Genomic DNA, 23,484 nt, shown 5'->3' with positions numbered 1-23,484 from the left:
CCGGGCGAAATCCCGAGTACGTCCAGTACACGGGCTTCCGCCCGGCACGCCGAGAGCACGCACCGGACACCGCGGGCCCGCCCTGCGGGCGGACGGCGCCACTTCGCGGACACCCCTAGATCTCCCGGAGATCGGAGCCGGACCGGCTCGGGCCGTGGCCGCCGCGGCCGTGCCCGGTGCAGGATGGAGGGGACGGATCGCCCACCCCTGGAGGACCGCATGCTGGCCGAGACCATATGTTCCGCGGTGTCCGCGGCGGGCCTGGGCATCGCCGCGGTGGCCGCCTACCGCAAGCGCTTCCTCGCCGCCACGCGGATCGCGGCGTACGCGCTGGTGCCGGTCGCCCTGGTGCTGACCGGCGTCGTGGAATGGGTGTCCGGGATGGTCTTCAAGCCGGCCGTCTGGCTGGGCTTCGGGCTGCTCGGGCTCTCCTGGGTGCTCTTCATGACCACGCGCGCCATCGAGCGGCGCGGGCAGGGCGCGGGGGAGAAGCCCGCCAAGGCGGTCAAGCCCTCGAAGGCCGCGAAAGCGGCCAAGGGGCGCCCCGCGCAGGAGGCCGTGGCCCCGGCCGCGTCCTCCCCCTCGGCGGGGCAGGGCGTCCGCCCGCAGCCGGGTACCCGTCAGGCGCCCGCCGCTCCCGCGGACGACTTCTCCGACATCGAGGCGATCCTGAAGAAGCACGGCATCTGAAGCACGTCACCCGGGGGCCGCGCGCGGTATTGCCGCGAGTCTGACGAGAAGGGGTGAACTCCCGCGTAAAGGATGGCGTGTTGGGGGCGGTCGGGGCGCGCCCTGCGCCATCATCGCCCGGACATGCTCGACACATCGCAGGGCGACCCGCCGGCTTCCGCTCCGGCCCCGGTCGCCGCCCCCGTCGCCCAGGAGCCGCGAGGCTGCCTCTTCGCGCTCTCCCAGCCGCCCCTGATGATCTTCCTAGGTGTGATCGGCACCCTGTTGCTGCTTGCCGCCGTGCACGACCTCTTCCTGCTGTGAGCCCGGCAGGGCGTCGTGCCGGGCGTCCTGGCGGACGTCCTGCTCCGGCGCTCCCGCGTCGGCTTCCTTGCGCCGGGCCCGGTACGCCGCCACGTGCAGCCGGTTCCCGCAGGTACGGCTGTCGCAATAGCGCCGCGAGCGGTTGCGGGAGAGGTCCACGAAGGCCCGCCGGCAGTCGGGGGCCTCGCAGCGGCGCAGCCGCTCCTGTTCGCCGGAGACCACGATGAAGGCCAGCGCCATGCCGCCGTCGGCGGCCAGGTGGTCGCCCAGCGAGGCGCCCGGCGCGAAGTAGTGGACGTGCCAGTCGTAGCCGTCGTGGTCGGTGAGCTGCGGGGTGGTGCCCGCGGTCGCCACCAGCTCGTTGATCAGTCCGGCCGCCGTCCGGGGGTTGGGTGCCCCGAAGACCTGGGCGAACTTGCCGCGGACCGTCCGGACTCCGGCGAGGTCGCGGGCGCCGAGCTCGCCGATGTCACTGATCTCGTACTCGCGTACGAATTCGCGCAGCGAGCCGATGTCCGCCAGTCCGTCGGGCTGTTCCGCCTCGGCCGCGGTGTTCACCAGCGCGACGACGACGTCGAGCGCGCGACGGGTGTCGTGGGGAATCTGCACGGGGGTCGCTCCCTGGGGGCCGGGCCTGCGGCGACGGACCAGTGCCGCCGCCGGGGGCCGACTCTAGCCGTGCCCGGGCGGAACCGGGAGGGACCCCTGTGGCGGCCGCGTCACAAGGGACGGGATGGACCGCGCCACGCACACCGGCGCCGCCCTCGCGGAAGGCTTCCGCGAGAACAGCGCCGGCACTGCCGTATGTGGTTTTCGTCCAGCCCGCACCGTCGCCCCGAGTCGGACGGTGCGGAGTGGCCCCCGGCGCGTGCCGGGAGGTGCTCCCTGAGGGCCTGGCTCAGCTTTCGGCCAGGATGTGGGAGAGCTCCTTGTCGAGGTCGAAGTGCCGGTGTTCGGTCCCGGGTGGAACCGCGGCGTCCGTCCGCTTGAGGAACGATTCGAGTGCGCGGGCGGGTGCTTCGAGCAGCGCTTCTCCCTCCGGTGAGCTCAGGGCGATGCAGACGACGCCCTGACCGTGGCTGCGGGACGGCCAGACGCGGACGTCTCCGGTTCCGGTGGGCCGGTGGAGGCCCTCAGCGAGGAGGTCTCGGGCGAAAACCCACTCGACCGTCTCCTCGGCGCCGGTGTGGAAGGTGGCGTGCACGGCGTAGGGATCGGCCGTGTCATACCGCAGGCCCGCCGGGACAGGCAGTGAAGACTCGCTCGACACAACGAGGCGCAGGTGCAGCTCGCAGCTGACCGTGGTGTTCATAAGCGCCAGGGCCTTTCGCTCAGTGTGCGCTCGGGGATTCGCACGTCGGCGAAATCGACATGCCACCTACGGTGCCGTTGTAAACCCCTCTGACCGTTTTGCGGACCTCTGGGTCCCTCGGACGGCGGATCCAAAGCGGCATTCACGTGTGCTTCCGGCTCCGGTAGATTCGGGCTCATGAATACGGGGAGTAACCGCGGTCCCGAAGGGTCCGCAGCCGAGTCCGCAGCCGGGTCCGACGTCGAGTCCGCAGCCGATGACGCCACTCAGCAGACCACGGAAGAAGCGCCGCACGTGTCGAAGGCTCCCGCCTTCATCAAGTCGCGCCGCACCCTGCACCTGAGCTGGCAGGTCGGCGTCTTCGTCGTGGGCCTGGCCGTCATCGGCGCGGGCGTCGCGATGCTCGTCCTGCCCGGCCCCGGCTGGGTCGCGATCTTCGCGGGCCTGGCGATCTGGGCCACCGAGTTCGCCTGGGCCCACCTGGTGCTCCGCTGGACCAAGCGCAAGGTGACCGAGGCCGCCCAGAAGGCGCTGGACCCCAAGGTCCGCCGCCGCAACATCATCCTGACCGGCGTCGGGCTCGTGATCGCCGGCGTGCTGGTCGGCTTCTACCTGTGGAAGTACGGGCTCACGCTGCCCTGGAACCTCAAGGACCAGTGACCGGCCGGTGGTGGTCGGGAACCACCGCTGACATGGGGTAATGTTTGCGGTGCGTCCGGGCGATTAGCTCAGTGGGAGAGCACTTCGTTCACACCGAAGGGGTCACTGGTTCGAACCCAGTATCGCCCACCCGGACCGAGGGCCCGGAGACTTTCCAAGTCTCCGGGCCCTCGGCGTTTTGCGGACACCCCCTAGCGCAGCCGGCCGAACGCGTCCCGCAGCCGGCGCGCGTCCCGCAGCCGCCTCTCGTACGTCGCCCCCACCACCAGGAGCAGCAGCCCGGCCAGCGCCGGGGGAAGCCAGCGCGGCAGCGCGTCGGCGACCTGGACCACGTACGGCGCCAGCTCGTGCAGGGCCACCGCCGCCAGGGTGGCGCCACCCAGCAGCAGCGGGGCCTGGAGCCGCCGGTGCGCGCCGAGCAGGGTGACCGCCAGCGCCGCCGTCCCCAGGAGCAGCGGCCGCAGCCAGTGGGGGTCGCCCCAGGCCGCGAGCAGGCTCGGCAGCAGCGTGGCGCCCAGACCCGGCCCGTACGCCGTCCACGACGAAGCCCGCGCGTCCCGGCGCCGGCGTACGAAGCCCACCGCCAGCGCGGGCAGCGTGACCGGCAGCGTGTACGCCTCCGGGACCTGCACCCCCGACGCCGACAGCCGGATCCACGTCGCCGCCAGGAACAGGGCCCCGGCCGCCCAGCCGAGCCCGCGCCGCTCCGCCCGTACCGCCGCGCCCGCGCAGACCACGCCGGCCAGCGCGCACACCAGCGCCGCCCTCGCCGGCTCCCACGGCCAGCTCGCGAGGAGCAGCGCCACCGCGCCGACCGCGCCCGCCGCGATCTCTGCCGGGAGCCGCACCCGGCCCAGCCTCGGGCCGGCCGCCGCCACCGCGGCCGGGACCGCCAGCAGGGGCAGCGACCACCAGGACACCGCGAGCCCCCACAGCGCCCCCAGCGCCGCCGTCACGGCCGCCGCGTACCCGACGGCCGCCACCGCCGCGCCGGCGCGTACGGGCAGCGGAGCCGGCCGCCGCGCCGCCACCGCCGCGCAGCCCGCGCCCAGCAGCCCGAACACCGCGAAGGTGGCCGTACGGCCGTCCAGCGCGGCCACCGACAGGTTCAGCGCCCCCACCAGCGCGCACACCGCGGCCGCGTACCCCGGCCCGCGCCCCAGCCGCACCGCGCACACCCCGGCCGCCGCCGTCACCGCCAGCTGCGCCGCGAACACCGCCGCCACCGGCAGCCCGCACAGCAGCGGCGCCGTGAACAGTGCGGCCCAGCCGAGCACCACCGCGAGCACGCCCGGCTCCGGACGCGGCAGCACCCGGGCCGTCCACCCGGCCGCCGCTGCCGCGGCCAGCAGGGTCACCGCGGCCGCGGGGCCCGGCCCGTACGCCTCCCGGGCCGGGGTCGTCGCCGCCCACACCTCGCCCAGCACCCGGACCCGCAGCCCCAGCCAGACCACCGCCGGCAGCAGCGCCGACAGCGCCGCCAGGGCGGCCACCCCGGCCCCGGCCCGGGCCAGGCCGCGCCGGACCGCCGCCGGGAGCGCGCGCGCCCGTACCGCCGCCAGCAGCGGCAGTGCGAGCAGCAGGAAGACCACCACGGCCCAGTCCCGCGGCAGCCCGGGCCGGAGCGGGCCGCCCAGCGCCGCGACCCCCGCGAGGCCGCCCGCGACCGAGGCCGCCATCGCCGAGGGCTCCCGCCAGGCCACCCCGACGCCCAGCACCGCACCCGCCGCCAGCAGCAGCGCCGGACCGGCCGCCGCCCCCGCCGAACCGGCCCGTACCAGCTCCGCCAGCCCGGTCAGCAGCGCCGCCGCCCCCAGGACGGCCGCACTCACCGCCGCCGGACCGGACACCGTCGGCCGCGCCCGTACCCCGGGCACCAGCAGCACCAGCGCCGCGTCCAGCGCCGCCGTCGCCAGCAGCGCCCAGCCGGTCCCCACCGGGCCCGCCGCCGCTGCCACCGCCGCCAGCGGCAGCGGCAGCTGCGCCGTCAGCACCGCCGCGGGCAGCGGGACCACCAGCCGGGGGAGCGTGCGGGCGTACCCCGCCCAGAGCGCCGCCAGTACGGCCGCCGCCCCCGCCGCGTACGCCGTGCCCCCGGTGCCCGGCGTCGCGACGGCGTACACCGCGTACGCGTCCAGCACCGTCAGCAGCAGCCCCACCGCGGCCACCGACTCGGCCGTGGACCGCAGCCCGCGGCGCAGCAGCAGCGCGGGCGCGCCCAGCGCCGCCGCCGTCACCACGGCCAGCACCGCGCTGCGCCCGGCGATCCCCAGGGATCCCCAGCTGACCAGCGTGAACGCCAGCGCGGCCACCGCGAGCAGCACCGCGCCCAGCGTCAGCAGCACGTTCTGCGCGCCCGGACCCGAGGCCTCCTTCGGGCGGGCGGGGAAACCCGTCGCCCGCACGCCCCAGCCGTTCGGGACCGGCGCCGGTGCGGGCAGCCGCAGCAGCCAGTCCCGCCGGGACAGCAAGTACGTGCGCCGGGCGTCGAGTTGAGCCAGCTCCCGGTCGATGAGCGCCAGTTCGTGGTCGGGTGGCAGGGGCATGCCGGGGGGAGGAGTCGCCATGCTCCGGAGTGTGGCGGCGCTCACGCCGTCGGGACATGGGTGCGCGTACTCAGATCCCCGCTGAGTACACGGGAGTACGCTCGCGTCCGCGTGCGTACGTCTTCCGCGCGCACGGAAGAGTGGATGCGCGGGAGCGGGCCACGCGCGCCGCCGCGCCGATCCAGACTGGGCCCATGGACCGCAGCCGCCTGGACCACCACAGCCGCCTGGACCGCTGGAACCGCTACCGCTTCCGCAGCGTGTGGGACCTCGACGCCCCGCCCGCGCGGGTCTACTCCGTACTGGAGCGGACCGGCGACTACCCGCGCTGGTGGCCGCAGGTCCGCGAGGCGGAGCCCACCGGCGACCACAGCGGCGCCCTCCTCATCCGCTCCCTCCTCCCGTACGAGATCCGGATGACCGCGACCGAACTGCTGCGCGACCCCGGCCGCGGACTCCTGGAAGCGGCCCTGCACGGGGACGTCGAGGGCTGGGCGCGGTGGACCGTACGGGCCCGCCGGGGAGCCGGCGGGCGCGGGACGCGGGCGCTGTACGAGCAGGAGGTCGAGGTGCGCAGCCCCCTGCTGCGGCGCCTCGCGGTGCCGGTGCGGCCCGCGTTCCGGCTCAACCACGCCCTGATGATGCGGGCCGGACGGCACGCGCTCGCGGCCCGGCTGGCGGCCTCCGCGGAAGCGGTTTGAACCAGACCCCGTGCCTCTTGTATTGTTCAACCCGTTCCCGGGCGATTAGCTCAGCGGGAGAGCACTTCGTTCACACCGAAGGGGTCACTGGTTCGATCCCAGTATCGCCCACCGGGTCAGGCCGGTCCGTCTCACGACGGACCGGCCTTCCGCATGTGCGGGGCCCGTTGCCGCCACCCGTCTACGCCGCCGCCGGCATCTCCGGCCGCAGCGGCCAGTGCGGGTCCACCGCCTCCGGCGTCCCCTGCCGCGCGAACCACGCCTGCAGCCCGCGCGCCTGCGCCGCGTGCCACACCGCCTGGAGGGTGTGCAGCTCCGCCGGGCTCAGCCGCTCCAGCCGGGCCGCGAACCGGCGCCCCACCGCCCGCACGAGCTCCAGCGAGGCCAGCGCGTCCGCCGCCGCGTCATGCGCCGCCTCCAGCTCTATCCCGTAGTGCTCGCACAGGTCCGTCAGTGTGCGGCGGCCCTTGCGGTACCGGTCCAGGTGCTTGTCCAGCACCCGCGGGTCCAGCACCGTCAGCGGCCGGTTGTCCAGGTAGCGCGCCAGCGTCGACGCCCGGTGCCGGCGCAACTCCCGGTCCAGCAGCGTCAGGTCGAACGGCGCGTTCATCACCACCACCGGCCGGCCTGCCACCAGCTGCTCCCCGAGCGAACGGGCTATCTCCTCCACCACCGGCGCCGGCCACCGCCCGTTGCGCTGGAGGTGCTCATCGGTCAGACCGTGTACTTCCGTGGCCCCCGGGGGCACCGGAATACCGGGATTGACCAGCCAGCGGGTGGAGCGGACCCGGCCGCCCGCACACTCCTGCACGATGAGAGCGGCGGACACGATCCGGTCCTGCTCCACATCCACTCCGGTCGTCTCCGTGTCGAATGCGGCCAGCGGCCCCTCATACCAGCGCGTCATGGCGAACTCCTCGTTCCCGATCGGCAGTCGGGGCGCACCCGGGCACCGCCGCCTCGGAACGTGCCACCCCCGCCCGCATCGGTGATACCCGGCCCGTTTGCGCCGTACGCCGTTTGCGGACCTTCCGCTACGGAGACAACTTCCCTGGGGGACCGCACACATGACCGGTCGTCACCCCATCCACCACACCACCCTCATTTCGGCAGTGCCCGGAAGGCATGGGGAGCCGGCCATGGCGCTCGCGCAGCCCGAACCGGGCGGGATGCTGCAGGGTCGGACCGATCCGCGGAACGCGGACCGGACCGGACCGCTGCGCGGCACGCTCGCCACCACCGCCTGCATGGAGACCCTCCAGGTGGGATACCTGCACGCCGTCGCGGCCGCGGCCGGCTGTTCGCTCTCCCAGCCCTTTCCGGACAACGGCATCGACTGGCAGGTCAACCACGGCGCGCCCGAGCACCTCGTCGACGACGAGGTCACCATCAAGGTGCAGCTGAAGGCGACCTATCAGGTACCGCCCAGACCGGCGGGGCCCACCTTCGCGTTCACGCTCGACAACGAGCACCTGGTGAAGCTGGCCCGCACACCGGTCGCCGTCCACAAGATCCTCGTCGTGATGCTCGTCCCGCGAGAGCGCGACCAGTGGCTCGCCGCCGGCCACGACCGGCTCGACCTGCGGCACTGCTGCTACTGGACCAACCTCGCCGGGCACCCCGTGACCGGCCGGCGCCGGACCACCGTACGGATCCCGACCACGCGGATCTTCGACGACCGGGCGCTGTGCGAGATCATGACCCGGGTCGGGTCGGGAGGGACACCGTGATGCACTGGCACTCACCGAACCTGGAACCGCCGGCGTCCGCGTCGGAGTACGGGGACTTCTCCGACTCCGGGACGCCCGATCCCGCGCACGTCGACCCGGCCGTGCTGGGGGCCCTGCTGCACCGGCACGGCTGGCAGCGCCGGGGCGGGGCCGCGGGGCGGTACGGACGCTGGACGCCGCCCGCCCTCCACGGGCCGGGCAGCGCGGGCGCCAGCCTCCTCGTGCCGGAGAGCCGGGCCTTCCCCGACTGCGCCGACCTGCTGGAGGAGGCGCTGACAGCGCTCTCGCGCAGCGCGCTGCCCTCCGCGCGGGAGGTGCTGTACGGACTGAGCGTGCCCAGCGACGAGATCCGCTGGGAGCGGCGCATCCCGGAGGGCCCCGAGGGGCCGTACGGACCGCAGGGCGCGGCGGCCTGGACCGTGCAGGAGCAGCTCCGCTCGGCCGCCCGGCAACTGCTGCTGGCCGGAGCCCTCGCGGACCGGGCCAGGGCCGGGTACTACGGCGCCCGCCATCGCGGCCGGGCCGAACGCGCCCTGGACGGGGTCCTGGTGGGACCGGCCCCCGGCGGGCGCACGCTCACCGCCTACGTCCCGGTGGACGGCGGGCGGGGCACCGTGACCCGGCTGCACCACGCGCTGCACGCGGCGCGGGAGGCCGTGGACTACCGGCGGGCCACCGGAGGCATGGAGGCCTTCGACGCGGCGGTCGAGGCCGGGGTCAGCCGGGAGCTGGCGGACGCGCTGATCGTCCTGGTGCGGGGCTCGGAGGGGGCCCGGATCGCGCTGGCCTGGGCGCCGGCGGCGGGGGTCCCGGCGGGGTGCGCGGCCCGTCCCGAGCCGGTGGAGTTCTCGCCGGGGGACCTGCCGGTGCTCCGGGAGGCGGCGGCTCGCTACACCCGGGACGAACCGGCGGTGCCGGTGCGGGTGGCGGGGGCGGTGGTCCGGATGCGGCGCTCGGCACCGGGCGGCGGGGGCACGATCCGGCTGCGGGTGCTGGCGGGGGCTGAGGTGCCCTACGTACGGGCGGTGCTGGACGAGGAGGCGTACCGGGTGGCGGGGCACGCGCACCTGGTCGGCGTGCCGATCCGGGTGAGCGGTCGGCTCCAGCGCCGGGGCGGCTTCCGCAGGCTGACCGATGCCACGGACGTGACGCCGGTGCCGTTGGACGAGGTCGAGCGGGACCGGCTGATGAAGTCGCTGGACGAGGCGCTCGATCCGGGGGAAGTCCTTCCGACGGACGACTGAGGAGGAGCGACGCCGCGCCCGCGCCTCAGACGCCGGCGGGGCCGGACGCGCAGAGGGTGAACGAGGCCATCGTGAGGCCCGGGACGGGGGAGAAGTCCGGGCCGCGGGTGAAGCCCAGGCGGGTGTAGAGGGTCAGCGCGGGGGTGTTCGCCGCGCCCGTGGTGACCGTGACCGGGCGGCCGGGGAGGCGCTCGGACAGGAGGTGGCGCAGCAGGAGCGAGCCGGCGCCGCGGCGGAACCAGGGCGGGGACACGAAGAGGCGGTCGATGGCGGTGCCGCCGTCCGGCTCCTCCCGCCACGCCAGGACGCCGGCGATCTCGCCGTCCCGGGCGAGCGCGCCCAGCCAGTGCAGCGGCTGTTCCCGCAGGCGCGCGAGGCTTTCGTGCAGCGCCGGAATGCCGTCGAAGCCGATCAGCCGCGCCTCCACCGCGTACGCGGCCCGGCCGATCCGGTGCACGGCCGACGCCGTGGCGTCCTCGGCCAGGTCCAGCGGCCTGACCACGAGCGGGCTCGGCACGGGCATGATTCCTCCGGAGCGGGGGCTGGGGTGCGGCCGGTCCACCGTAGCGAACGGCGGGAACGCTTAACCGTTTCGCGGCGGGGCCGCTCGGCTCGGTACGATTCAGGCGCGCGGCGTACGCTCGCGCACCCCCTGAGTCAGGAGAGACCGGTGTCAGACGTCCGTGTGATCATCCAACGCGATTCCGAGCGGGACGAGCGCGTGGTGGCCACGGGCACTACGGCGGCCGAGCTCTTCGCCGGCGAGCGCACCATCGTCGCCGCGCGCGTCGCGGGCGAGCTCAAGGACCTCTCGTACGAGGTGAAGGACGGCGAGACCGTCGAGCCGGTGGAGATCTCCTCCGAGGACGGCCTGAACATCCTGCGCCACTCGACCGCGCACGTCATGGCGCAGGCCGTGCAGGAGCTCTTCCCCGAGGCCAAGCTGGGCATCGGCCCGCCGGTCCGGGACGGCTTCTACTACGACTTCGACGTGGCCCGGCCCTTCACCCCGGAGGACCTGAAGGCCGTCGAGAAGAAGATGCAGGAGATCCAGAAGCGCGGCCAGCGCTTCTCCCGCCGCGTGGTCACCGACGAGGCGGCCCGCGAGGAGCTCTCCGACGAGCCGTACAAGCTGGAGCTCATCGGCATCAAGGGCTCCGCGTCCACCGACGACGGCGCGAACGTCGAGGTGGGCGGCGGCGAGCTGACCATCTACGACAACCTGGACGCGAAGACCGGCGAGCTGAGCTGGAAGGACCTCTGCCGCGGTCCCCACCTGCCCACCACCCGCAACATCCCGGCGTTCAAGCTGATGCGCAACGCGGCCGCCTACTGGCGCGGCAGCGAGAAGAACCCGATGCTCCAGCGCATCTACGGCACCGCCTGGCCCTCGAAGGAAGAGCTGAAGGCCCACCTCGACTTCCTCGCCGAGGCCGAGAAGCGCGACCACCGCAAGCTCGGCAGCGAGCTCGACCTCTTCTCCGTACCGGACGAGATCGGCTCCGGCCTCGCCGTCTTCCACCCGCGCGGCGGCATCATCCGCCGGACCATGGAGGACTACTCGCGCCGCCGGCACGAGGAGGAGGGCTACGAGTTCGTCTACTCGCCGCACGCCACCAAGGGCGCGCTCTTCGAGAAGAGCGGCCACCTGGACTGGTACGCGGAGGGCATGTACCCCCCCATGCAGCTCGACGGTGGTACCGACTACTACCTCAAGCCCATGAACTGCCCGATGCACAACCTGATCTTCGACGCGCGCGGCCGCTCGTACCGTGAGCTCCCGCTGCGCCTGTTCGAGTTCGGCACCGTGTACCGCTACGAGAAGTCGGGCGTCGTGCACGGCCTGACCCGCGCCCGCGGGTTCACCCAGGACGACGCGCACATCTACTGCACCCGCGAGCAGATGGCCGAGGAACTCGACCGGACCCTCACCTTCGTGCTGAACCTGCTCCGCGACTACGGTCTGACCGACTTCTACCTGGAGCTGTCGACCAAGGACCCGGAGAAGTTCGTCGGCTCGGACGAGGCCTGGGAGGAGGCCACCGCGGTCCTCCAGCAGGTGGCCGAGAAGCAGGGGCTCCCGCTGACCCCCGACCCGGGCGGCGCGGCCTTCTACGGCCCGAAGATCTCGGTGCAGGCGCGCGACGCCATCGGCCGTACCTGGCAGATGTCGACCGTGCAGCTGGACTTCAACCTGCCGGAGCGCTTCAACCTGGAGTACACCGCCCCGGACGGCTCGCGCCAGCGCCCGGTCATGATCCACCGTGCGCTGTTCGGCTCCATCGAGCGGTTCTTCGCCGTACTGCTGGAGCACTACGCGGGCGCCATGCCGCCGTGGCTGGCCCCGGTCCAGGCCGTCGGCATCCCGATCGGCGACGGGCACGTGGAATACCTTCAGGAGTTCGCCGCCGAGGCGAAGAAGAAGGGCCTGCGGGTGGAGGTGGACGCCTCCTCCGACCGCATGCAGAAGAAGATCCGCAACCACCAGAAGCTCAAGGTCCCGTTCATGATCATCGTCGGTGACGAGGACATGGCCGCGGGCACCGTCTCCTTCCGCTACCGCGACGGTTCGCAGGAGAACGGCATCGCCAAGGACGAGGCCCTGGCCAAGCTGGCCAAGGTCGTCGAGGACCGCGTCCAGGTCTGACCGGCGCCGTCAGGTCACCGAGGGGCCCCCGGGGGAAGGTTCGTCTCCCGGGGGCCCCTCCTCGTCGTCCTGGCGGAAGATCTGGATCAGCCAGGACGAGAAGGAACCCGTGACCGCACCCAGCAGGCCCAGGCCGAACATCATCAGGGCGGTCGCGACCAGCCGCCCCGGCACGGTCACGGGGGCCACGTCGCCGTAGCCGACCGTCGTCAGCGTCTGGATCACGCACCACAGCGAGTCCCCGAACGTCTGGATCGGGGACTGCGGGTCCCGCCGCTCGGCGTCGAAGAGGCCCAGCGAGCCGGAGAAGCCGAGCAGCAGCGAGGTCAGGCCGGCGTACGTGATCACGCGCGGGTACAGGCTGCGGCGCGGGTGGTCCCGCCGCTTGGCCATGACCGCGTCGTGGACCTTGACCATGCGCAGTGCACGCAGCGTCGGCAGGATGACGATCACGGTGTCCAGCCAGTGGCGGCGGACGAACCGCAGCGGGCGCTGGCGGCTCAGGACCAGCCGCACCACGTAGTCCACGATGAAGCAGAGCCAGGTCACCCCGACGATGATCGTGGCGATGTCGCGCCAGACGGTGTGGGCGTGGGCGAGCACGTGGACCGCGTACCCGGCCAGGAACACGAGCGAGAGGTAGAAGAGCGGGATCTCGGTGCGGCGCTCCCAGGCGACGTCAGGGGTCTCGGCTTCAACGCGCATGGGGCCAGCATCGCGCCCCTCCCACCGGTCCCTGCCCCGGCGACACGCCGCCGAGGGGCAAGGTCATATGCTGCATCCCATGACGACTGAGCCCGAGCAGCAGATCGGTGTGGGCACGCAGGACGCGTTCCAGCGTCTGTGGACGCCCCACCGGATGGCGTACATCCAGGGGGAGAACAAGCCGACCGGTCCGGAGGCCGGGGACGGCTGTCCCTTCTGCGGGATTCCGGAGATGTCGGACCAGGACGGCCTGGTCGTGGCCCGGGGCAAGCACGTCTACGCGGTGCTGAACCTGTACCCGTACAACGGCGGCCACCTGATGGTCGTTCCGTACCGGCACGTCGCCGATTACACGGAGCTCGACGGCGCCGAGACGGCCGAACTGGCCGATCTGACGAAGCGGGCGATGGTCGCACTGCGCAAGGCCTCCGGGGCGCACGGGTTCAACATCGGCATGAACCAGGGCGCGGTCGCCGGAGCCGGGATCGCGGCGCACCTGCACCAGCACATCGTGCCCCGCTGGGGCGGGGACACGAACTTCATGCCGGTCGTCGGCCACACGAAGGTGCTGCCCCAACTCCTCGCGGACACCCGCCAGATGCTCGCCGACGCCTGGCCCGTCGGCTAGCACGGCGGCCGTGGCCCCGGCCGTGGCCCCCGGCCGTGGCCGGGAGACGACCGGGAGGTCCCGGAGCCGGTGCGCGGCTCCGGGGTCTGTGGTCTAGGCGTCGTACGCGTCCGCCTTGCGCGGGGCGGCGTCCTGGACGAGCCCGCTGACGATCATCGAGCGGTTGCTGAAGCGGTCGATGTCGGCGCCGTTCTCCTCCAGCACCCGCAGCGCCGCCGCGTGCACGGCCCGCAGGACCGGGGTCGCGGCGCGCAGGGCGTCGTCCGCCATGAAGCGGTGGCGCCAGGGCTGGCCCGCCCAGACGTGGCGCAGGCCGAAGGGTTCGGGCAGGACCAGCTTGCCGCCGAAGAAGTCGAGGATCGGCGGGAACCAGGTCAGCGGGGCACGGACGGCGAGGCGGACCACCTCCTGGGCGTCCACCAGCGGCAGGGGCCGCTCGACGGTCTCCCAGAACCGGACGGACTTCGGGACCTCGATCTTCGGGGCCGCCGACTTGCTGGTGAACAGGCCGTGCACCGGCCCGAGGGCGTGGCCGGTCACCTCGACGCGCAGGGTCTTGTACAGAACGGTGACCGTCACCAGCATGGTGATCACCAACTGGCCGTCCCAGAGCGGGTACTGGATGCCGAGGTAGTGCCGGTTGCCGCCGCTGAACTGCTGCTCGTTGCAGATCCGGGTGATCTCGTGCGGTTTGACGAGGAAGGTGTCCACGTCGGCGCCGGTCGGACGGGCCACCTCCCCGGCGCCTTCGCCGACCGGGGTGACGATCCAGTGCTGGATCGCGGCGGGCGGCAGACCGCCGGTGTGCAGCGGGCCGCGCTCCAGCTTGCGCAGTTCGGTGTCGACGGCGCGTATGACGTCCCAGCTGCGGAAGGGGTGGATCTCCATGCCCTCGGTCTTGGGCACGAGCTCCTCGGCCATCTGCCAGCTGCCCCAGCGGGTACCCATGCCGAGAATGCCCTTGGGGCCGGCGTAGAAGACGGAGTTGCTGCGGTCCTCGGCCGTGAGCTTGGCGAGCGAGTGCCGCAGGTCCTCACGGGCCTTCTCGTCGGGGTTGCCGGGCACCGCCTCCGGGATCTTCGCACCGATGCCGCTGCCGGCCAGCAGTCCGTCCCACCGCGAGCGCAGGTCGGTGGCGGTGGCCTCGCAGATCCGGCGGGCGAGGAGCCAGCCCACGGCCGGGGCGATGATCATGCCGCGCAGGTAGAGGCCGAGGAAGCCGGTGAACGGCAGCCGGAACATCAGCACGGCCGCTATGACGGCTACGCCCACGAGCAGCAGGGTGCCCAGCCACGAGCGCTTGCCGTCCCCCTTGGACAGCGTCTTGCGGAGCTGGAAGAGGCCCAGCCACAGGAGGAGGCCGGGCAGGAAGAGCACCCCGGCGACCAGCATGATCATGCGCAGCTTGCGGTCGCGCTCCTTGCGGATGCGCGAGGCGGCCAGGCAGTGCTCGACGACGGTCTGCGGATCGAGGCCGAAGGACTGGATGAGGGGTTTGCGGCCCGCGCCGAGGGTGCGGGCCTCGACGGCGCGGCAGAAGGCCTCGCCCAGGCTGGGCTCGAAGAGCGAGATCTTCGGGGGTTTGATCGTGGACTTGTGGTACTCGTTGTCGGCCTTGGCTATGTCGGACAGCTTGCTGTCCGTGCCACCGTCCCGGTAGGCGGCCGACGCGAGGGCGTTGGTCGCCGCGGTCTGGCCGCCACCCCCCTGGAGGGGTACCTGCGCCCCGGGCCTGAAGTCGAATCCGTCGTCCGCCACCGTTGCCCCCATCGCTGTGCGTCGTGCTCTTTTGCCGCGCAGATGAGCCTATCGGCGTATCTCTTCCCATGGTCATGGGACAGGGAAATGCCGCCCACCGCAAGCGGCTTGGGTGGGCGGCCGCCGGGGAGGCCCCTGGCGCTGTGTCAATCAGGTTCCCTTCTCGGCCTGTTCCCGCACCTTGTCGGCGATCTGGGGCGGCATGGGCTCGTGGCGGGCGTAGGCGCGGGTGAACCGGCCCGTGCCGTGGGACACCGAGCGCAGTTCGACGGCGTACCGGCCGATCTCGATCTCGGGGATCTCGGCACGGACCTCCGTGCGGCCGGCGCCCGCCTGATCGGTGCCGACGACGCGGCCGCGGCGGCCCGCGAGGTCGCTCATCACCGGGCCGACGTACTCGTCGGGCACGAGGACGCAGAGCTCGGCCACCGGTTCGAGGAGGTGGATGCGGGTCTCGGCGGCGGCCTCGCGCAGGGCGAGCGCCCCGGCGGTCTGGAAGGCGGCGTCGGAGGAGTCCACCGAGTGCGCCTTGCCGTCGAGCAGGGTGATGCGCACGTCGACCAGCGGATGGCCGGCCGCGACCCCGCGGGCGGCCTGCGTGCGCACGCCCTTCTCGACGGAGGGGATGAACTGGCGGGGCACCGCGCCCCCGACCACCTTGTCGACGAACTCGATTCCGCTGCCCGGCGGGAGCGGTTCCACCTCGATCTCGCAGATGGCGAACTGGCCGTGTCCGCCGGACTGTTTGACGTGCCGGCCGCGTCCGGTGGCCTTGGCTCCGAAGGTCTCGCGCAGGCTCACCTTGTGCGGGACGGGGTCGACCTGTACCCCGTAGCGGCTGCGCAGCCGTTCGAGGGCCACGTCCTGGTGGGCCTCGCCGAGGGACCACAGGACCACCTGGTGGGTGTCGGGGTTCTGCTCCAGCCGCATCGTGGGGTCCTCGGCGACGAGCCGGGCCAGGCCCTGGGAGAGCTTGTCCTCGTCGGCCTTGCTGTGGGCCGCGATGGCGAGGGGGAGCAGCGGGTCGGGCATCGGCCAGGGCTCCATGAGCAGGGGCCGGTCCTTGGCCGACAGGGTGTCGCCGGTCTCGGCGCGGGTGAGTTTGGCCACGCAGGCGAGGTCTCCGGCGATGACCCGGGTGAGGGTGCGCTGCTGTTTGCCGAAGGGGGAGGTGAGGGTGCCGATCCGCTCGTCCGCTTCGTGGAGGGCGCGGCCCTCGTGTCCCCGGTCGGCCAGGCCGTGCCCGCTGACGTGCACGGTCTCCTCGGGGTGCAGGGTGCCGGAGAAGACGCGGACGAGGGAGACGCGCCCGACGTAGGGGTCGGAGGAGGTCTTGACCACCTCGGCGACCAGCGGGCCTCCCGGATCGCAGGTGACGTCCGGTCGCTCGGCGCCGTCGGGGGCGGTGACGGCCACGGCGGCCCGCTCCAGCGGGGTGGGGAAGCCGCCGGTGATCAGTTCCAGGAGTTCCACGGTGCCGAGGCCCTGCCGGGCGCCGTCGGTGGCGGGGGCGGCCATCAGCACGGGGTGGAAGGTGCCGCGGGCGACGGCGCGCTCCAGGTCGTCGACGAGGGTCTTGAAATCGATGTCCTCGCCGCCGAGGTAGCGGTCCATGAGGCTCTCGTCCTCGCTCTCCGCGATGATCCCCTCGATCAGGCGGGAGCGGGCGCCGGAGATGAGGTCGAGCTCGGCGGGCTCGGGGTCGCGCTCCACGCGCTCCCCGGAGGAGTAGTCGTACACGCGCCGCGAGAGCAGGCCGAGGAGGCCGGCGACCGGGGCGTGCCCGTCGGGGCCGGGGGGCCCGTACAGGGGCAGGTAGAGCGGGATGACGGCGTCGGGGTCCTCGGCTCCGAAGATCTCCCCGCAGACCGTGGTCATCTGCGCGTAGTCGGCGCGGGCCGCCTCCAGGTGCGTGACGACGATGGCGCGGGGCATGCCCACGGCCGCGCACTCGTCCCAGACCATGCGGGTGGCGCCGTCGATGCCGTCCGAGGAGGAGACGACGAAGAGGGCCGCGTCCGCTGCGCGCAGACCGGCCCTGAGCTCGCCGACGAAATCGGCGTATCCGGGGGTGTCCAGGATGTTGATCTTGATGCCGGCCCATTCGACGGGGACCAGGGACAGCTGTACGGACCGCTGCTGCCGGTGTTCGATCTCGTCGTAGTCGGAGACGGCGGTGCCGTCCTCGACCCGCCCGGCCCGGTTGACGGCGCCCGCCGTCAGGGCGAGGGCCTCGACCAGCGTGGTCTTGCCGGCTCCGCTGTGGCCGACCAGCACGACGTTGCGGAGCGACGACGGGCGGTCGGCCGTCGGTGCCCTGCCGGCGGCTCCGGCTTGGTGTGATGTGGCTCCCATGATGCTCGTGCCTCCCGGTGTGACGGTGAGGAGGTTGAATCGGGGTCCTTCGAGCTTTGCACCGGCGTCACACCGCGTCCATACGTAGTACTCGCCGCTGTCCGGAGCACGACACGGGGACGGACCGGCGATTGCCCGGCCCGAACCGGTGGGTGCGGCGCCGGGGGCCCGGGGCGCTGGCTACGATGGGCCAGCCGGTGGCCGATGTGGCCGCGCGGCCCAGCGACCCTCCGGGAAGGCCATGCTGAACAAGTACGCGCGTGCTTTCTTCACGCGTGTTCTCACGCCATTCGCCGCATTCCTCCTCCGGCGGGGGGTGAGCCCGGACGCGGTCACCCTGATCGGCACGGCCGGAGTGGTGGCGGGAGCGCTGGTCTTCTTCCCCCGGGGGGAGTTCTTCTGGGGCACCATCACCATCACCCTGTTCGTGTTCTCCGACCTGGTGGACGGGAACATGGCCCGCCAGGCGGGCGTCTCCAGCCGCTGGGGCGCCTTCCTCGACTCCACGCTCGACCGGGTGGCCGACGCGGCGATCTTCGGCGGCCTCGCGCTCTGGTACGCCGGCAACGGAAACGACAACGTGCTGTGCGCGGTCGCGATCTTCTGCCTGGCCAGCGGACAGGTGGTCTCGTACACGAAGGCCCGCGGCGAGTCGATCGGGCTGCCGGTGGCCGTCAACGGGCTCATCGAGCGCGCCGAGCGGCTGGTGATCTCGCTGGTCGCGGCCGGTCTGTCCGGGCTCCAGACCTTCGGGGTGCCCTCGTGGATCGGCGTGCTGCTGCCGATCGCGCTGTGGGTCGTCGCGGTGGGCTCGCTCGTCACGCTGATCCAGCGGGTGGTCACCGTACGCCGTGAGGCGGCGGAGGCCGACGCCGCGGCCGCCGTGGCCGAAGGCGGCGCTGCCTGATGGCCGGCCGGGTGCAGGACAAACTGGTCGACGCCCTGTACGGCCTCGGCTGGGCCGGGGTGAAGAAGCTGCCGGAGCCCGCAGCGGTGGCCCTCGGGCGCCGGATCGCCGACTACACGTGGAAGAAGCGCGGCAAGAGCGTGCTGCGGCTGGAATCGAACCTCGCCCGCGTCGTACCGGACGCCGCACCGGAGCGGCTGCGCGAGCTCTCGAAGGCCGGAATGCGCTCGTACATGCGCTACTGGATGGAGTCCTTCCGGCTGCCCGCCATGGATCCCGAGCGCTTCGGCACGGACGTCGAGATGAAGGACGTCCACATCCTGCGCGAGGCCATGGCCTCCGGGCGCGGGGTGATCGTCGCGCTGCCGCACCTGGCCAACTGGGACCTCGCCGGGGCCTGGGCCACCGGGCACCTGGGGTATCCGTTCACCACCGTCGCGGAGCGGCTCAAGCCCGAAACCCTGTACGACCGCTTCGTCGCCTACCGGGAGAGCCTGGGCATGGAGGTGCTGCCGCACAACGGCCCCTCCTCCTTCGGCACCCTCGCCCGCCGGCTGCGCTCCGGCGGGCTGGTCTGCCTCGTCGCCGACCGGGACCTGTCGGCCTCCGGGGTACCGGTGGACTTCTTCGGCTCGGCGGCGCGGATGCCGGCCGGGCCGGCGCTGCTGGCGCAGCAGACGGGCGCGGTCCTGCTGCCCGCCACGCTGTACTACGGCGACACGCCGAAGATGCACGGCCGGATCCACGCCGAGGTGGCCGTCCCCGCGGCCGGCACCCGGACCGAGAAGACGGCCGCCATGACCCAGGCGGTGGCCGACGCGTTCGCCCAGGGCATCGCGGAGCATCCGCAGGACTGGCACATGCTGCAGCGGCTGTGGCTGGACGACCTGGAGGAGCGCGCGTAGTGAAGATCGGCATCGTCTGCCCGTACTCCTGGGACGTACCGGGCGGCGTCCAGTTCCACATCCGCGACCTCGCCGAGCACCTGATCCGCCTCGGGCACGAGGTGTCGGTGCTGGCCCCGGCGGACGACGAGACGCCGCTGCCGCCGTACGTGGTCTCCGCCGGGCGGGCGGTGCCGGTGCCGTACAACGGGTCGGTGGCCCGGCTGAACTTCGGCTTCCTGTCGGCGGCGCGGGTGCGCCGCTGGCTGCACGACGGCGTCTTCGACGTGATCCACATCCACGAGCCGGCCTCGCCCTCGCTGGGACTGCTGTCCTGCTGGGCGGCGCAGGGGCCGATCGTGGCCACCTTCCACACCTCGAACCCGCGCTCGCGGGCCATGATCGCCGCGTACCCGATCCTCCAGCCGGCGCTGGAGAAGATCAGCGCCCGGATCGCGGTGAGCGAGTACGCGCGCCGCACGCTCGTGGAGCACCTGGGCGGGGACGCCGTGGTCATCCCCAACGGCGTCGACGTCGACTTCTTCGCCAAGGCCGAGCCGAACCCCGACTGGTCCGGGCAGACCCTCGGCTTCATCGGCCGGATCGACGAGCCCCGCAAGGGGCTCCCGGTGCTCATGGCGGCGTTCCCCAAGATCGTGGAGGCCTGTCCGGACGTACGGCTGCTCGTGGCGGGCCGCGGCGACGAGGAGGAGGCCGTGGCCTCCCTCCCCGCCGGCCTGCGCGAACGGGTGGAGTTCCTCGGCATGGTCTCGGACGAGGACAAGGCGCGGCTGCTGCGCAGCGTCGACGTGTACGTGGCCCCGAACACGGGCGGCGAGAGCTTCGGCATCATCCTGGTCGAGGCCCTGTCGGCGGGTGCCGCGGTGCTGGCCTCCGACCTCGACGCGTTCGCGCAGGTCCTGGACCAGGGCGCGGCGGGGGAGCTGTTCGCCAACGAGGACGCCGACGCGCTGGCCGCCGGCGCGGTGGCCCTGCTGGGCGACCCGGAGCGGCGCGCGGAACTCGGGGCCCGCGGCTCCGCGCACGTACGCCGCTTCGACTGGTCCACGGTCGGCGCGGACATCCTCGCGGTCTACGAGACGGTGACGGACGGCGCGGCGGCGGTGGCCACGGACGAGCGCGTGCGCCTGCGCACCCGCCTGGGCCTGACCCGGGACACGTAGGCCGCGGCTTTCGGATCGGGGCCCCGCCCTGATCCGAAAGCCGCGAACCGGCCGCGTGCGGGGCGCCCCCCCGGGGGGAGGGTATTGTCGCGGGCCGTGATCGAAACCCTTGTCTGGACCGTCCTGGCGCTCGGCGTCATCGGGGTCTACCTCAGCTGGACCGCCGGACGGCTGGACCGGCTGCACTCGCGGATGGACGCCGCCCGCGCCGCCCTCGACGCGCAGCTCGTACGGCGCGCCTCGGTGGTGCTCGAAGTGGCCACCTCCGGAGTGCTCGACCCCGCTTCCTCGATCGTCCTGTACGAGGCCGCCCACGCCGCCCGCCAGGCGGAGGAGGAGCACCGCGAGGTCGCCGAGAGCGAGCTCAGCCAGGCGCTGCGCGCGGTGTTCGCCGACGCCGACCAGGTGGACCTGCTCAAGGCCGCCCCGGGCGGCGAGGCGGCCGCCGAGGAGCTGGCCGCGGCCGTCCGCCGGGTGCCCATGGCCCGCCGGTTCCACAACGACGCCGTACGGGCCGCCCGCGCGCTGCGCCGGCACCGCAAGGTGCGCTGGTTCCGGCTGGCCGGCCATGCCCCGTTCCCGCTCGCCTTCGAAATGGACGACGAGCCGCCGGTGGATCTTGCCGACCGGCCGTAGCGGAACGTGTCACCCTCACTTGTACCCAAAGGCCAAGTCGAAAGGGGCCACCGGCTCCTCATTGGCCCTTGCGGTGGACTGGTCGGGGGCGGTTTGCTCGGCGGAGTACCACCGCGGCAGTTGCGCGGCGTACCACTGCAGCGCCCGTCTTCCCTTCGAGTGAGGTCAATCCGTGAGCACGCTTCCCTCCACCCCGCAGTCCGCTGAGTCCGCGATCGGCACCTCCCGCGTCAAGCGCGGCATGGCCGAGCAGCTCAAGGGCGGCGTGATCATGGACGTGGTCAACGCCGAGCAGGCGAAGATCGCCGAGGACGCCGGCGCCGTGGCCGTCATGGCCCTGGAGCGGGTCCCCGCCGACATCCGCAAGGACGGCGGCGTGGCGCGCATGTCGGACCCGAACATGATCGAAGAGATCATCGAGGCCGTCTCCATCCCCGTCATGGCCAAGTCCCGCATCGGCCACTTCGTCGAGGCCCAGGTCCTCCAGTCCCTCGGCGTCGACTACATCGACGAGTCCGAGGTCCTGACCCCGGCCGACGAGGTCAACCACTCCGACAAGTGGGCGTTCACCACCCCCTTCGTCTGCGGTGCCACCAACCTGGGCGAGGCCCTGCGCCGCATCGCCGAGGGCGCGGCCATGATCCGCTCGAAGGGCGAGGCTGGCACGGGCAACGTCGTCGAGGCCGTCCGCCACCTGCGCCAGATCAAGAACGAGATCGCCAAGCTGCGCGGCTTCGACAACAACGAGCTGTACGCCGCCGCCAAGGAGCTGCGCGCCCCGTACGAGCTCGTCAAGGAGGTCGCCGAGCTCGGCAAGCTCCCGGTCGTGCTGTTCTCCGCCGGTGGCGTCGCCACCCCGGCCGACGCAGCGCTGATGCGCCAGCTCGGCGCCGAGGGCGTCTTCGTCGGCTCCGGCATCTTCAAGTCGGGCGACCCGGCCAAGCGCGCCGCCGCCATCGTGAAGGCCACCACCTTCTACGACGACCCGAAGATCATCGCGGACGCCTCCCGCAACCTGGGTGAGGCCATGGTCGGCATCAACTGCGACACCCTCCCCGAGGCCGAGCGCTACGCCAACCGCGGCTGGTAGTCACTCCATGACCACCCCTGTGATTGGTGTCCTGGCCCTCCAGGGCGACGTGCGGGAACACCTGATCGCCCTGGCCTCGGCGGACGCCGTGGCCAGGCCGGTCCGGCGCCCCGAGGAGCTCGCCGAGATCGACGCCCTGGTGATCCCCGGCGGCGAGTCCACGACGATGTCGAAGCTGGCCGTCCTGTTCGGCATGCTGGAGCCGCTGCGCGCGCGCGTGAAGGCCGGCATGCCGGTCTACGGCACCTGCGCCGGCATGATCATGCTCGCCGACAAGCTGCTCGACGGCCGTGAGGACCAGGAGACCCTGGGCGGCGTCGACATGATCGTGCGCCGCAACGCCTTCGGCCGGCAGAACGAGTCCTTCGAAGCCAAGATCGATTTCGCGGGCATCGAGGGCGGCCCCGTCGAAGGCGTCTTCATCCGCGCCCCGTGGGTGGAGTCGGTCGGCGCCGCCGCCGAGGTGCTGGCCACGTACGACGGCCACACCGTCGCGGTGCGCCAGGGCAATGTCCTCGCCACCTCCTTCCACCCCGAGCTGACCGGAGACGACCGGGTCCACGCGTACTTCGTCGACATGGTGCGCGCGGGGCTGTAAACAGGTCCCGGTAGGATCTGAGGTGCACACTGTTGGTTACGCGAAGGAGACAGGCGGATGTCCGGCCACTCTAAATGGGCTACGACGAAGCACAAGAAGGCCGTGATCGATGCCAAGCGCGGCAAGCTCTTCGCGAAGCTGATCAAGAACATCGAGGTCGCGGCCCGTATGGGCGGTGCCGACATCGAGGGCAACCCGACCCTCTTCGACGCCATCCAGAAGGCCAAGAAGAGCTCGGTCCCGAACAAGAACATCGACTCCGCGGTCAAGCGCGGCGGCGGCCTTGAGGCCGGCGGCGCCGACTACGAGACGATCATGTACGAAGGCTACGGCCCGAACGGTGTCGCGGTGCTCATCGAGTGCCTCACCGACAACCGCAACCGCGCCGCGTCCGACGTCCGCGTCGCCATGACCCGCAACGGCGGTTCGATGGCCGACCCGGGCTCGGTCTCGTACCTGTTCAACCGCAAGGGCGTCGTCCTGCTGCCCAAGGGCGAGCTCTCCGAGGACGACGTCCTGGAGACCGTGCTCGAAGCCGGTGCCGAAGAGGTCAACGACAACGGTGACACCTTCGAGATCATCAGCGAGCCGACCGACATGGTCGCGGTCCGCACCGCGCTCCAGGAGGCGGGCATCGACTACGACTCGGCCGACTCCAGCTTCGTCCCGACCATGCAGGTCGAGCTGGACGAAGAGGGCGCGCGCAAGATCTTCAAGCTGATCGACGCGCTGGAGGACAGCGACGACGTGCAGAACGTCTTCGCCAACTTCGACGTCTCCGACGAGGTCATGGAGAAGGTCGACGCCTGATCGGGCATCAGCGGCGGGGGGGGGGGGGCCCCCCCCCCCCCGCCCCCCCCCAGGCAGGGGCCCCCCCGGAGCCCGCCCCCCCAGCCCCACCCCCCG

The 23,484-nt window shown here is 72.7% G+C and carries 22 protein-coding genes, 2 tRNA genes and 1 pseudogene; 17 read left to right on the top strand and 8 right to left on the bottom strand.

What is annotated here, in order from left to right; genetic code table 11:
• Window positions 1–219 precede the first annotated feature (219 nt).
• Window positions 220–690, top strand: coding sequence for a hypothetical protein (locus AB0M92_RS37850; RefSeq protein ID WP_366106922.1), 471 nt, complete (start codon window positions 220–222; stop codon window positions 688–690).
• A gap of 123 nt (window positions 691–813) precedes the next feature.
• Window positions 814–993, top strand: a complete 180-nt coding sequence (locus AB0M92_RS37845) for a hypothetical protein (protein WP_366106921.1) — start codon at window positions 814–816, stop codon at window positions 991–993.
• Between the two features lie 51 nt (window positions 994–1,044).
• Here AB0M92_RS37845 and AB0M92_RS37840 read toward each other — a convergent pair.
• Window positions 1,045–1,602: pseudogene (locus AB0M92_RS37840) on the bottom strand (CGNR zinc finger domain-containing protein); the annotation flags it as partial.
• A gap of 289 nt (window positions 1,603–1,891) precedes the next feature.
• Window positions 1,892–2,305, bottom strand: a complete 414-nt coding sequence (locus tag AB0M92_RS37835; RefSeq protein ID WP_030011909.1) for an SsgA family sporulation/cell division regulator — start codon at window positions 2,303–2,305, stop codon at window positions 1,892–1,894.
• A gap of 177 nt (window positions 2,306–2,482) precedes the next feature.
• Between AB0M92_RS37835 and AB0M92_RS37830 the strand changes: the two genes are divergently transcribed.
• The gene (locus AB0M92_RS37830; protein ID WP_366106920.1) at window positions 2,483–2,965 is read left to right on the top strand and encodes a TIGR02611 family protein; all 483 of its coding nucleotides are present in this window, start codon (window positions 2,483–2,485) and stop codon (window positions 2,963–2,965) included.
• 57 nt (window positions 2,966–3,022) lie between these two features.
• Window positions 3,023–3,094 (top strand) — tRNA-Val (locus AB0M92_RS37825).
• 62 nt (window positions 3,095–3,156) lie between these two features.
• Here AB0M92_RS37825 and AB0M92_RS37820 read toward each other — a convergent pair.
• Window positions 3,157–5,532, bottom strand: a complete 2,376-nt coding sequence (locus AB0M92_RS37820; protein ID WP_366106919.1) for a hypothetical protein — start codon at window positions 5,530–5,532, stop codon at window positions 3,157–3,159.
• Window positions 5,533–5,738: 206 nt separating this feature from the next.
• Here AB0M92_RS37820 and AB0M92_RS37815 point away from each other — a divergent pair, with 206 nt between their 5' ends.
• Window positions 5,739–6,212, top strand: coding sequence for an SRPBCC family protein (locus AB0M92_RS37815; protein ID WP_366106923.1), 474 nt, complete (start codon window positions 5,739–5,741; stop codon window positions 6,210–6,212).
• Window positions 6,213–6,251: 39 nt separating this feature from the next.
• Window positions 6,252–6,323: transfer RNA gene (locus AB0M92_RS37810), tRNA-Val, on the top strand.
• Window positions 6,324–6,393: 70 nt separating this feature from the next.
• Here AB0M92_RS37810 and AB0M92_RS37805 read toward each other — a convergent pair.
• Entirely contained in the window at window positions 6,394–7,119 is a 726-nt protein-coding gene (locus tag AB0M92_RS37805; RefSeq protein ID WP_366106918.1) for a 3'-5' exonuclease, read from the bottom strand.
• Between the two features lie 232 nt (window positions 7,120–7,351).
• Between AB0M92_RS37805 and AB0M92_RS37800 the strand changes: the two genes are divergently transcribed.
• Window positions 7,352–7,942, top strand: a complete 591-nt coding sequence (locus tag AB0M92_RS37800; RefSeq protein ID WP_366106917.1) for a DUF4365 domain-containing protein — start codon at window positions 7,352–7,354, stop codon at window positions 7,940–7,942.
• Entirely contained in the window at window positions 7,942–9,186 is a 1,245-nt protein-coding gene (locus tag AB0M92_RS37795; protein WP_366106916.1) for a hypothetical protein, read from the top strand. Before AB0M92_RS37800 ends, AB0M92_RS37795 begins: the two co-directional genes overlap by 1 nt.
• A gap of 25 nt (window positions 9,187–9,211) precedes the next feature.
• On the opposite strand, the gene AB0M92_RS37790 is transcribed toward AB0M92_RS37795, so the two are convergent.
• Window positions 9,212–9,709 (bottom strand): GNAT family N-acetyltransferase, encoded by a 498-nt coding sequence (locus AB0M92_RS37790; protein ID WP_366106915.1) that lies wholly within the window; start codon window positions 9,707–9,709, stop codon window positions 9,212–9,214.
• 147 nt (window positions 9,710–9,856) lie between these two features.
• Between AB0M92_RS37790 and thrS the strand changes: the two genes are divergently transcribed.
• Entirely contained in the window at window positions 9,857–11,833 is a 1,977-nt protein-coding gene (gene thrS, locus AB0M92_RS37785; protein ID WP_366106914.1) for a threonine--tRNA ligase, read from the top strand.
• Between the two features lie 9 nt (window positions 11,834–11,842).
• Here thrS and AB0M92_RS37780 read toward each other — a convergent pair whose 3' ends face one another.
• Window positions 11,843–12,538 (bottom strand): ion channel, encoded by a 696-nt coding sequence (locus AB0M92_RS37780; RefSeq protein WP_366106913.1) that lies wholly within the window; start codon window positions 12,536–12,538, stop codon window positions 11,843–11,845.
• A 67-nt stretch (window positions 12,539–12,605) separates the two neighbouring features.
• Here AB0M92_RS37780 and AB0M92_RS37775 point away from each other — a divergent pair, with 67 nt between their 5' ends.
• The gene (locus tag AB0M92_RS37775) at window positions 12,606–13,166 is read left to right on the top strand and encodes an HIT domain-containing protein (RefSeq protein ID WP_366106912.1); all 561 of its coding nucleotides are present in this window, start codon (window positions 12,606–12,608) and stop codon (window positions 13,164–13,166) included.
• A 93-nt stretch (window positions 13,167–13,259) separates the two neighbouring features.
• Here AB0M92_RS37775 and AB0M92_RS37770 read toward each other — a convergent pair whose 3' ends face one another.
• Entirely contained in the window at window positions 13,260–14,924 is a 1,665-nt protein-coding gene (locus AB0M92_RS37770) for a hypothetical protein (protein WP_366106911.1), read from the bottom strand.
• Window positions 14,925–15,074: 150 nt separating this feature from the next.
• The gene (locus AB0M92_RS37765; protein ID WP_366106910.1) at window positions 15,075–17,279 is read right to left on the bottom strand and encodes an elongation factor G-like protein EF-G2; all 2,205 of its coding nucleotides are present in this window, start codon (window positions 17,277–17,279) and stop codon (window positions 15,075–15,077) included.
• Window positions 17,280–17,520: 241 nt separating this feature from the next.
• On the opposite strand from AB0M92_RS37765, the gene pgsA reads away from it, so the two are divergent.
• From pgsA to AB0M92_RS37730, 7 genes are all read left to right on the top strand, one after another.
• Window positions 17,521–18,186, top strand: coding sequence for a phosphatidylinositol phosphate synthase (gene pgsA / locus AB0M92_RS37760; RefSeq protein ID WP_359166250.1), 666 nt, complete (start codon window positions 17,521–17,523; stop codon window positions 18,184–18,186).
• Window positions 18,186–19,091 (top strand): phosphatidylinositol mannoside acyltransferase, encoded by a 906-nt coding sequence (locus AB0M92_RS37755; RefSeq protein WP_366106909.1) that lies wholly within the window; start codon window positions 18,186–18,188, stop codon window positions 19,089–19,091. The genes pgsA and AB0M92_RS37755 overlap by 1 nt, the downstream gene beginning before the upstream one ends.
• Window positions 19,091–20,254, top strand: coding sequence for a glycosyltransferase family 4 protein (locus tag AB0M92_RS37750; protein ID WP_366106908.1), 1,164 nt, complete (start codon window positions 19,091–19,093; stop codon window positions 20,252–20,254). The genes AB0M92_RS37755 and AB0M92_RS37750 overlap by 1 nt, the downstream gene beginning before the upstream one ends.
• A gap of 96 nt (window positions 20,255–20,350) precedes the next feature.
• Entirely contained in the window at window positions 20,351–20,890 is a 540-nt protein-coding gene (locus AB0M92_RS37745; protein ID WP_366106907.1) for a hypothetical protein, read from the top strand.
• A gap of 172 nt (window positions 20,891–21,062) precedes the next feature.
• On the top strand, window positions 21,063–21,980 hold the full coding sequence (pdxS, locus tag AB0M92_RS37740; RefSeq protein WP_030157377.1) for a pyridoxal 5'-phosphate synthase lyase subunit PdxS: 918 nt from the start codon (window positions 21,063–21,065) through the stop codon (window positions 21,978–21,980).
• Between the two features lie 7 nt (window positions 21,981–21,987).
• Window positions 21,988–22,578: a pyridoxal 5'-phosphate synthase glutaminase subunit PdxT gene (gene pdxT / locus AB0M92_RS37735; protein WP_366106906.1), complete on the top strand. Its 591-nt coding sequence runs from the start codon at window positions 21,988–21,990 to the stop codon at window positions 22,576–22,578.
• A 57-nt stretch (window positions 22,579–22,635) separates the two neighbouring features.
• Window positions 22,636–23,388: a YebC/PmpR family DNA-binding transcriptional regulator gene (locus tag AB0M92_RS37730; protein ID WP_366106905.1), complete on the top strand. Its 753-nt coding sequence runs from the start codon at window positions 22,636–22,638 to the stop codon at window positions 23,386–23,388.
• Window positions 23,389–23,484 lie beyond the last annotated feature (96 nt).

It is taken from the genome of Streptomyces sp. NPDC051582, assembly GCF_040681715.1.
GTDB lineage: Bacteria > Actinomycetota > Actinomycetes > Streptomycetales > Streptomycetaceae > Streptomyces.
Note: the sequence above shows the minus strand (reverse complement) of the source record. Positions and strands in the feature narration are given on the sequence as shown.

What these genes read in the sequence shown, in the direction of transcription:
- pgsA (WP_359166250.1), top strand. Translation starts at nt 17,521, where the DNA reads ATGCTGAACAAGTACGCGCGTGCTTTCTTCACGCGTGTTCTCACGCCA.
- AB0M92_RS37765 (WP_366106910.1), bottom strand. Translation starts at nt 17,279, where the DNA reads ATGGGAGCCACATCACACCAAGCCGGAGCCGCCGGCAGGGCACCGACG.
- AB0M92_RS37795 (WP_366106916.1), top strand. Translation starts at nt 7,942, where the DNA reads ATGCACTGGCACTCACCGAACCTGGAACCGCCGGCGTCCGCGTCGGAG.
- AB0M92_RS37835 (WP_030011909.1), bottom strand. Translation starts at nt 2,305, where the DNA reads ATGAACACCACGGTCAGCTGCGAGCTGCACCTGCGCCTCGTTGTGTCG.
- AB0M92_RS37775 (WP_366106912.1), top strand. Translation starts at nt 12,606, where the DNA reads ATGCTGCATCCCATGACGACTGAGCCCGAGCAGCAGATCGGTGTGGGC.
- AB0M92_RS37755 (WP_366106909.1), top strand. Translation starts at nt 18,186, where the DNA reads ATGGCCGGCCGGGTGCAGGACAAACTGGTCGACGCCCTGTACGGCCTC.
- AB0M92_RS37730 (WP_366106905.1), top strand. Translation starts at nt 22,636, where the DNA reads ATGTCCGGCCACTCTAAATGGGCTACGACGAAGCACAAGAAGGCCGTG.
- AB0M92_RS37790 (WP_366106915.1), bottom strand. Translation starts at nt 9,709, where the DNA reads ATGCCCGTGCCGAGCCCGCTCGTGGTCAGGCCGCTGGACCTGGCCGAG.
- AB0M92_RS37830 (WP_366106920.1), top strand. Translation starts at nt 2,483, where the DNA reads ATGAATACGGGGAGTAACCGCGGTCCCGAAGGGTCCGCAGCCGAGTCC.
- AB0M92_RS37820 (WP_366106919.1), bottom strand. Translation starts at nt 5,532, where the DNA reads ATGGCGACTCCTCCCCCCGGCATGCCCCTGCCACCCGACCACGAACTG.
- AB0M92_RS37780 (WP_366106913.1), bottom strand. Translation starts at nt 12,538, where the DNA reads ATGCGCGTTGAAGCCGAGACCCCTGACGTCGCCTGGGAGCGCCGCACC.
- AB0M92_RS37845 (WP_366106921.1), top strand. Translation starts at nt 814, where the DNA reads ATGCTCGACACATCGCAGGGCGACCCGCCGGCTTCCGCTCCGGCCCCG.
- AB0M92_RS37805 (WP_366106918.1), bottom strand. Translation starts at nt 7,119, where the DNA reads ATGACGCGCTGGTATGAGGGGCCGCTGGCCGCATTCGACACGGAGACG.
- AB0M92_RS37800 (WP_366106917.1), top strand. Translation starts at nt 7,352, where the DNA reads ATGGCGCTCGCGCAGCCCGAACCGGGCGGGATGCTGCAGGGTCGGACC.
- pdxT (WP_366106906.1), top strand. Translation starts at nt 21,988, where the DNA reads ATGACCACCCCTGTGATTGGTGTCCTGGCCCTCCAGGGCGACGTGCGG.
- AB0M92_RS37850 (WP_366106922.1), top strand. Translation starts at nt 220, where the DNA reads ATGCTGGCCGAGACCATATGTTCCGCGGTGTCCGCGGCGGGCCTGGGC.